Below are 2,697 nucleotides of genomic sequence, written 5' to 3'. Positions count from 1 at the left end.
CCCGGGCAATGACAGCGGCCGCCGCATCGACCGCAGCGCGGGCGCGCCGGCCATGGAAGTGGGCGGCTACCAGATCGTCTATGACCTGATCAGCGAGGAAAAGCTGCGTGCGTGGATGGACGGGGCCAAGGAGGTCGATGGCCAGAAGGAACTGTCGATCCCGCTGCCGGGCACCACCTGGCTGATGGTCTGTCCGGCCGAAGTGGCCCTGCGCCGCGGCTCCAGCAAATGCCGCATGCTGGCGGCGGACGCGCCCGAACTGCAGGCCATCGGCGATGCCCGCCAGTTTGTCATCGTGATGTTCGTCTACCGCTACGGCGAGCTGCTGTGGCGCGGCCCCGGCCCGTACCGCTGAGCGCGGTGCAGAATCGGGCAGCGTAGCCCGGGCAAGCGCAGCGCACCCGGAAGACGGGCGATCGTCGCCGGGGGCACGCAAACCTCCCCGGGGGCGCGTGGCTTGCCCGAGCTGCAGCTTTGGCAGGAACGACGCCGCTCGCGAATCCATCGACGCCACAACACAGCAGCAAGGTCCGCAAGTGCAGCGGCTTCGGCCAACGGCAACTTCCTCGGCTTCGCAACGGAGGTCGCTGTCAAAAAAGCCGTGACCGTCCCGGGCACAAAAAAACCCCGGGCCGTTTCCCGCCCGGGGCTTTTCATTCACACGATGCGACCGCTTACTTGGAGGCGGCGTCCATTTCCTTCAGCAGCTGCGGCGCCGGCGCCACTTCCTGCATGATCCAGCGCATGTAGCGCTCGTCCACCGAGATCATGCGGGTCATCACCGGGTCGAACACCCAGTTGCTGGCGACCGATTCCCAGATGCCGTCAAACGCCAGGCCGACCAGACGGCCATGCGCGTCCAGCACCGGCGAACCGGAGTTGCCGCCGGTGATGTCCAGATCCGACAGGAAGTTCACCGGCACGCTGCCGATGCGCTTGTCCTCGAAGCCACCGTAGCGCTTGGCCTTGACCGCATCGAGCAGCGCCTTGGGCGAATCGAACGGATCGGCGCCGGTTTCCTTGGCGACGATGCCTTCCAGATCGGTGAAGGCCGGCTGCGGCTTGCCATCCAGACCGGTGTAGCCCTTCACGTTGCCGAAGGTGATGCGCAGCGACAGGTTGGCGTCCGGATAGACGAAGCCGCCCTGGCTCTTCTTGTAGTCGGCGATGGCCTGCAGGAACAGCGGACGCGCCACCAGCTCCTCGCCGATGCGCAGCTTGCGCTGGTGCTCCAGCTCCAGCAGCGCCGGCATCACCGCCACCGCGTACTGGATGGCCGGATCGGTGCTGGCTTCGAACGCGGCCTTGTCGGCCTTGAGCCACTTCAGGCGCTCATCCAGGTTGCCCAGCTTGGAACCGTCCAGACGCGACACCGTCGCCGCCACGGCCTTGGCATCGCTGCCACCGATCCAGGTGTCGAACGCCGGCAGGCGCTGCGCGGCCGGCAGCTGCACGTACTCGTTGAGCCAGTACTGCTGGAACTGGCGGTCCATGGCCGGCACGTAGCGGCGATCCATCTGCTTCAGGCCGCCCTCGATGGCCGGCAGGTCACGCTCCTGGTAACCCTCCTGGCGCTCGGCGTCGGGCTTGGTCCTCTCGATGGCCAGACGGTACAGGCGCACGGCGGTGCCCAGCGTACCGGTGCGGTTGAGCATGCCAGATCCATGTCGCGGGCCTGGGTGGCGCGGGCCTGCTGGCCCAGCACCTGCAGCTGCGCATAGGCGTCCAGCGCCGGCTTGCCGGCCGCGCCCTGGCCACGCAGCCATTCCAGCACCGCCGCTTCTTCCTTCTGCTTGTGGGCCAGCACGTTGTTGCGCTTGAAGCCGTCCAGCTGGCCGTCGTAGTTCTTGCTGGTGTTGTTCCAGCTGGCCATGTTCGCGGCGTACTTCACCGCGATGTCCGGGTTGTCCTTGCTGGCCGCTTCCACCAGCGCGATCTGGTCCTTGTAGGCCTTGGCGATGGCCGGGTAGGTCCAGTTGGCGGTGTTCTCGAACTCGCTGACCAGCGCATAGCGGTCGGTGCGGCCCGGGTAACCGGCCACCATCACGAAGTCACCCTCGCCCAGCGGCTGGTTGGCCAGCTTCAGCCAGTGCTTGGGCTGGTAGGGCACGTTGTCGGCGGCGAAGGCGGCCGGCTTGCCGTCCTTGCCGACGTAGGCACGGTAGAACGCGAAATCGCCGGTGTGGCGCGGCCACATCCAGTTGTCGATGTCGCCACCGAACTTGCCGACGCTGCCCGGCGGCGCATAGGCCAGGCGCACGTCGCGGATTTCCATGTTCTTGAACAGACGGTAGGTGTTGCCGCCGGAGAAGCTGTACAGCGTGCAGGCGTAGGCCTCGTCGGTTTCACACTCGGCGATGAGCTTCTTCTCGAACGCTTCCAGCGCCTGGGTGCGCTTGAGCGGGTCGGCACCGGCGCCGGCGATGGCGGCCTTGGCCTGCGCGGTCACATCGGTGATGTCGTCCAGCACGTAGATGCGCGCGTTCGGGCCGGCGCTGAGTTCGTCCTTGGTGGTCGGCGCATTGAAGCGTCCTTGATCAGGTTCTTCTCGGCGGTGGAGTTGAGCTGGATCGCACCGTAGGCGCAGTGGTGTTGGTGACCACCAGGCCCTGCGGCGAGACGAAGCTGGCGGTGCAGCCGCCCAGGGCCACGACCGCGCCCATCGGGTCGCCGGTCAGGTTGGCCAGCTGCTGCGGG

At 67.0% G+C, this 2,697-nt stretch carries 2 pseudogenes; one reads left to right on the top strand and one right to left on the bottom strand.

What is annotated here, in order from left to right:
- Positions 1 to 355, top strand: a pseudogene (locus JCM9942_RS13625) (type II toxin-antitoxin system RelE/ParE family toxin); the annotation flags it as partial.
- Positions 356 to 674: 319 nt separating this feature from the next.
- Here JCM9942_RS13625 and JCM9942_RS13620 read toward each other — a convergent pair.
- Positions 675 to 2,697, bottom strand: a pseudogene (locus tag JCM9942_RS13620) (S46 family peptidase); the annotation flags it as partial.

Origin of the sequence: Stenotrophomonas pictorum JCM 9942 (assembly GCF_001310775.1) — a bacterium.
GTDB classification, from domain to species: domain Bacteria; phylum Pseudomonadota; class Gammaproteobacteria; order Xanthomonadales; family Xanthomonadaceae; genus Stenotrophomonas; species Stenotrophomonas pictorum.
Note: the sequence above shows the minus strand (reverse complement) of the source record. Positions and strands in the feature narration are given on the sequence as shown.